A 5,491-nucleotide genomic window follows, 5' to 3' on the forward strand; every position below is an offset into this window, starting at 1 on the left:
GCAAATGTGGACTTCTTCGATGACCTCGGCTCGCCCGGTGGCGCCGCCAAGATGGGCGAGATCGACAATGACCACCCGCTGATCGCCGCGTTGCCTCCCCAAGAGCACGACGAGTGAACCAGCCGGTCTCGTCCCGGCTTCCAGACTTCCCGTGGGACAAGCTCACGGCGTACGCCGCAACCGCGCGGGCACACCCCGACGGCATCGTCGACCTCTCGGTCGGCACCCCCGTCGACCCGACTCCGGCGGTGGTCCGGGCCGCGCTCTGCGCGGCCGCGGACTCGCCGGGCTACCCGACCACGATCGGCCTGCTGCAGACGCGACAGGCCGCCATCGACTGGCTGGCGCGCCGCTTCGGCGTGCGGGGCCTCGGCCTCGATGCCGTCCTTCCGGTGATCGGCTCGAAGGAGCTCATCGGCTCCATGGCCCTACACCTCGGGATCGGTGCCGGCGACCTGATCGGCTATCCCGAGCTGGCCTACCCGACCTACGAGGTCGGTGCTGCGCTCGCCGGCGCCCGGTCGCTGGCCACCGATTCACTCACCGCCTTCGGCCCGGAGACGCCGCGGCTGCTCTGGCTCAACTCGCCGTCCAACCCGACCGGCCGGGTGCTGCCCCTCGAGCACCTGCGCAAGGTGGTCCAGTGGTGTCGTGAGCGCGGCACCATCCTCGTCTCCGACGAGTGCTATCTCGAGTGCGCGTGGGATGTGGAGCCCATCAGCGTGCTGCACCCCGATGTCTGCGGCGACTCCCACGAGGGCATCCTGAGCGTCCACTCGCTCTCGAAGCGCTCGAACCTCGCGGGCTACCGTTGTGCCTTCGTGGCCGGTGACCCGGCCCTGGTCGGCGAGCTCCTCGCCGTACGCAAGAACCTCGGCCTGCAGATGCCGGGCCCCCAGCAGCGCGCGATGATCGCGGCTCTCGAGGACGACACGCACGTGGCCGAGCAGCATGCGACGTACGCCGCACGGCGCGCCAGGCTCCGCGCAGCGCTGACCGGCGCCGGCTTCACGATCGACCACTCCGAGGCGTCTCTCTACCTCTGGGCGCAGCGTCGATCGGACGCGGGAGCCGAGAACTGCTGGACCACGGTTGCCGCGCTCGCCGAGCTCGGCGTCCTGGTCGCTCCCGGCGACTTCTACGGCCCCGCGGGCTCAGGCCACGTGCGGGTGGCGTTCACGGCCACCGACGAGCGGGTCGACGCGGCTGTCGCCCGCCTCAGCTGACCTGGAGCACGAGCCCGGCCACGGTCAACGACAGGGCGGCGACCACGAGCAACGGACGCAGTCGGGTGCAGACCTCGACGCGGTGCCGCAGCGTGGTGGGGATGCTCTCGACCGGCACATGTGCCACCGCGTAGGCCTGGCCGACGATGACGATCAGCATCAGGATGCCGGCCTGGAGCAGCGCTGCTGCGAGGCTGGAAGCCGTTTCCATTGGTGCCTCCCGTGGGTTCTGGTCGGGACGCTACGCACACAGTGGCGCAGAACGGGTCTCAATCTGAGACGAGCTCAGGTGGGCGTGACGATGCCGTAGTCGTGGATCTTGCGATAGATGGTCGCCCGGGACATGCCCAGCGCCCGGGCAGCGTGGGCCTTGTTGCCGTTGGCGTCGGACAGGCTGGTGACGATGGCGTCGCGCTCCATCGCCTCGAGTGGGGTCAGGACCCGACGGCTCATCGTGTGTGCCTGAGGTGGCAGGTCCTCGGGTTCGATGCGGCCCGTACGTCGGTGCCTGACGACCTCGCGAAGTATCTGTCGCACCTGTTCTCCGTTGCCGGGCAGTTCCATGCGCATGAACAAGCGCATCGCCTCGGGTGAGCAAACGAGGTGGCCTCCCTGGGAGAGTCTGGACAAGAAGAGCGCCACCAAGGGCTGGAGGTCCTCGCGGTGCATGCGCAACGGGGGCACCTCCACGGTGCTCGGAAACAGCTGAAGCAATTGCGTCAGCTCCGAGGCGTGGTCGGAGCGCGCCAGCGTCACCGCCGCCCACAGTGGTTTGTCACGCGCGTTGCCTCGCGCGGCATGCAATGTCGAGTGCAGGGCGCGCAGCCCGGTCGCGTCGAGGGTGTCGACATGCCGGATCACGACGGAGTCAGCATGCTCGTCAATCAGGTGCCGGGTGTTGGTCTGCCAGTCACGATCTCCCGCAGCCTCGGCTGCATCGAGGACCAGGAATCGGCCGATCGGCTGCCGTCGAAGCTGTACGGCAGTGAGTACTGCGAGCTTGCCGACGCCGGACTCCCCCTCCACGACGAGCCATTCACCGGCACCGAAGGCGCGCTCCACGTCACGACAGGCGTTGAGCCACACCGGGCCCGACCCCACCAGGCCGGGCAGGGGCGCCGGGCGTTGCTGGGGGACTCGCGGCCCCGAGGCGCGTCTGCTTTCGATCGTGACATGAGCGACGATGCCGGCAGACAGGTCGTCGGGCTCCAAGGCGCGGCAGTGGAGGCGGGCCCGTTGGCCCGACGGCAGCTCGACCGGGGCGGAACTGTGCCTGCCCGACGTCATCGCCTCGGCGGCATGCGCAAACAGGGCGGCCTGGTCACCGGGTTCGAGGATGGTGCGGGCGAACTCGTTCAGCATCGCCACGTCGTTGTTCAGGGCCAGCACGATGCCGGGATTTCGCCGGCACGTTCGCAGGTACTCCTGGACGAGCCTGAGCTCGTTCGACGCCGCATCGACGAGAAGCGACTGCCTGATCTGCTCGGCGGTGGCCTTGGCCAGCGTGAGCAGCAATGCCCCGGCATCCCTGCGCCAACAGGTCAGGTCCACTGCGCCGACCAGCCTGCTCGAGATGGGGTGGTGGATGGGCACGGCGGCGCACGCCAGGTCCTCGAGGTTCTCCGCGTAGTGCTCGTGTCCGAACACATGGGCGGGGCCGCCCACCTCGAGCGCGGTGCCGATGCCGTTGGTCCCGACGAACTTCTCGGCGTAGTTGAATCCCGGGGCAAGCAGCACTCTGTCCAGGTGTCTCTCGAGGTCGCTGTCACCCGTCATCCGGGTGAGCACCAGCCCGGTCGGGTCCGTGAGGATGACGCTGACCGACTGACCGTCGAGCTGCTCGCGCAGCGTCTTCAACACAGGCAGCGCACTGCGCGAGAGCCGGGTGTCGAGGTGCACATCGGGCTCGTAGGACATCTCGATCCGGTCTGCGGCGACGTGCCACTCGTGCGAGCGGCGCCACGACGCCAAGATCGGCCCCCGAACGCCCTGGGGCGCGGGTGTCTCGCGGGTCAGGAACTGCTCCCGGCTCGTTGCCACCAGCTTCTGGTTCGGTGTCGGTGTCGCTGTCACCTCAACCCCCGTCGCATCCTCGTCGCCTCACGATAGGCGCTGGTGCCCGAGGCGTCGAGTGTCGCGGTGATCGCGCTCGTACGGCGTCTCAGATTGAGACAACCTCCTCCGGAAGCCGGCCGTAGCGTGCAAGTACGCGGCCCCGATCTGCGGAGGAAAGCCATGTGCGCAGCCGTCACGCCTTCGGACGAGAGTTACAACCCCTGGAGCGTGGTGAACCTCGTGTTCACCCATCTCGCGGATCAGGGTCTGCATCCCGTTCTCGGCGAGAGCGGGGATCCCGCAGCGCCGGCGCGAGAACTGTTGAACGCGTTGGGCATCGAGCCGGCCGCCGAGGGCAACCGAGAGGTCATGCGCGACGTCCACCTGCACTTGGCGCAGATACGCGCCGTGATGTTCGACCAGGGCCGAGATCAGCTCGAGTAACCGTCTCAAGGTGAGACCGGGGGTGCTCTTGCTTTCAGTTTTCATTACATCGGACTTCACCGTGATTCCCGAAAGGAGTGGTGATGACTCGTCAAAGCGTGGCTAAAGCTCACGAAAAGATCCAGGAGCTTGCCTGGGAACCCCTCTACCATGAGCCTGTTTCCCAATACGGAACCGACTACACGTTCCAGAAGGCCAAGAAGAAGGACCCCCTCAAGCAGGTGCTCCGGTCCTACTTCCCGATGCAGGAGGAGAAGGACCACCGCGTGTACGGCGCCGCCGACGGCGCCATCCGCGGCAACATGTTCCGCCAGGTCCAGCCCCGATGGCTGGAGTGGCAGAAGCTCTTCTTGAGCATCATCCCGCTGCCCGAGATCTCGGCGGCGCGCGCCATGCCTCTGCTGTTCCGGACCGTGCCCAACCCCGAGTTGCACAACGGTCAGGCGATCCAGATGATCGACGAGGTCAGGCACTCGACGATCCAGCAGAACCTCAAGCGTCTGTACATGAACAACTACATCGACCCGGCCGGCTTCAACAGCAGCCTGCGCAACTTTCAGAACGACTACTGCGGCACCATCGGGCGTCAGTTCGCCGAGGGCTTCATCACCGGCGACGCCATCACGGCGGCGAGCATCTATCTGACGATCGTGGCCGAGACCGCCTTCACCAACACGCTGTTCGTGGCCATGCCCGCCGAGGCGGCTGCCAACGGCGACTACCTGTTGCCGACGGTGTTCCACTCGGTGCAGTCCGACGAGTCGCGCCACATCAGCAACGGGTACGCCACGCTGCTCATGGCCCTGGCCGACGAGGGCAACCACCAGTTGCTCGAGCGGGACCTGCGCTACGCGTGGTGGAACAACCACCGGGTCGTCGACGCCGCGATCGGCACCTTCATCGAGTACGGCACCAAGGACCGCCGCAAGGATCGTGAGAGCTACGCCGAGATGTGGCGTCGCTGGATCTATGACGACTACTACCGCAGCTACCTGGTGCCCCTCGAGAAGTACGGCCTGGTCATCCCGCACGACCTCATCGAGGAGTCCTGGAACCAGATCTGGAACAAGGGCTACGTCCACGAGGTCGCACAGTTCTTCTGCACCGGGTGGGTTGCCAACTACTGGCGGATGGACCCGATGACGGACAAGGACTTCGAGTGGTTCGAGTTCAAGTACCCCGGCTGGTACGACAAGTACGGCAAGTGGTGGGAGAACTACAACCGCCTCTCGACCCCGAACGGGCACCACCCGATCGTCGCCGAGGATGTCGACTACGCCTACCCGCACCGCTGCTGGACGTGCATGGTGCCGTGCCTGGTCCGTGAGGACATGGTGATGGCCGAGGTCGACGGGCAGATGCGTACCTATTGCCACGAGGCGTGCCGCTGGACGGACGTCGAGGCGTTCCGGCCGACCTACCAGGGTCGGGAGACCCCGAACATGGGTCAGCTCATCGGCAAGCGCGAGTGGGAGACCCTCTACCACGGCTGGAACTGGGCCGACGTGGTCTCGGACATGGGCTATGTCCGCGACGACGGCCACACCCTGGTCGCCCAGCCGCACCTTGACCTCAACCCCAAGAAGATGTGGAACCTCGACCACTTGCGCCGGATGGGCCCCGTGCAGAGCCCGAACGTGTTGCTCAACGAGATGACTCCCGACGAGCAGAAGGCGTTCCACGCCAACTACATCAAGGGAGGGCCGGCCGGGCGCCCCGCGAAGGTCTGAGTCTCCGCGCCGACACCTGGGCGTCGAGGAGGACAG

The 5,491-nt window shown here is 66.8% G+C and carries 5 protein-coding genes and 1 pseudogene; 4 read left to right on the forward strand and 2 right to left on the reverse strand.

Annotated elements, in window-relative coordinates:
* Positions 1-117: pseudogene (locus RMO85_RS07585) on the forward strand (ferredoxin); the annotation flags it as partial.
* Positions 114-1,226 carry a succinyldiaminopimelate transaminase gene (gene dapC, locus RMO85_RS07590; protein ID WP_310528108.1) on the forward strand — a complete coding sequence of 371 codons (1,113 nt, stop codon included), beginning with the start codon at positions 114-116 and terminating at the stop codon, positions 1,224-1,226. The pseudogene RMO85_RS07585 and the gene dapC, both read left to right, overlap by 4 nt.
* Here the strand turns inward: dapC and RMO85_RS07595 are convergent.
* On the reverse strand, positions 1,219-1,437 hold the full coding sequence (locus RMO85_RS07595) for a hypothetical protein (RefSeq protein WP_310528109.1): 219 nt from the start codon (positions 1,435-1,437) through the stop codon (positions 1,219-1,221). The two genes, dapC and RMO85_RS07595, sit on opposite strands and share 8 nt — an antisense overlap.
* Positions 1,438-1,511: 74 nt before the next feature.
* The gene (locus RMO85_RS07600) at positions 1,512-3,266 is read right to left on the reverse strand and encodes a helix-turn-helix domain-containing protein (protein ID WP_310528110.1); all 1,755 of its coding nucleotides are present in this window, start codon (positions 3,264-3,266) and stop codon (positions 1,512-1,514) included.
* 195 nt (positions 3,267-3,461) lie between these two features.
* On the opposite strand from RMO85_RS07600, the gene RMO85_RS07605 reads away from it, so the two are divergent.
* Positions 3,462-3,725, forward strand: a complete 264-nt coding sequence (locus RMO85_RS07605; protein WP_310528111.1) for a hypothetical protein — start codon at positions 3,462-3,464, stop codon at positions 3,723-3,725.
* Positions 3,726-3,808: 83 nt separating this feature from the next.
* Entirely contained in the window at positions 3,809-5,455 is a 1,647-nt protein-coding gene (locus RMO85_RS07610; RefSeq protein ID WP_310528112.1) for a hypothetical protein, read from the forward strand.
* The last annotated feature ends 36 nt before the right edge of the window (positions 5,456-5,491 follow it).

This window comes from Nocardioides sp., assembly GCF_031422975.1.
Taxonomy (GTDB): domain Bacteria; phylum Actinomycetota; class Actinomycetes; order Propionibacteriales; family Nocardioidaceae; genus Nocardioides.

Coding starts and splice junctions, on each gene's coding strand:
- RMO85_RS07595 (WP_310528109.1), bottom strand. CDS start 1,437: ATGGAAACGGCTTCCAGCCTCGCAGCAGCGCTGCTCCAGGCCGGCATC.
- RMO85_RS07605 (WP_310528111.1), top strand. CDS start 3,462: ATGTGCGCAGCCGTCACGCCTTCGGACGAGAGTTACAACCCCTGGAGC.
- RMO85_RS07610 (WP_310528112.1), top strand. CDS start 3,809: ATGACTCGTCAAAGCGTGGCTAAAGCTCACGAAAAGATCCAGGAGCTT.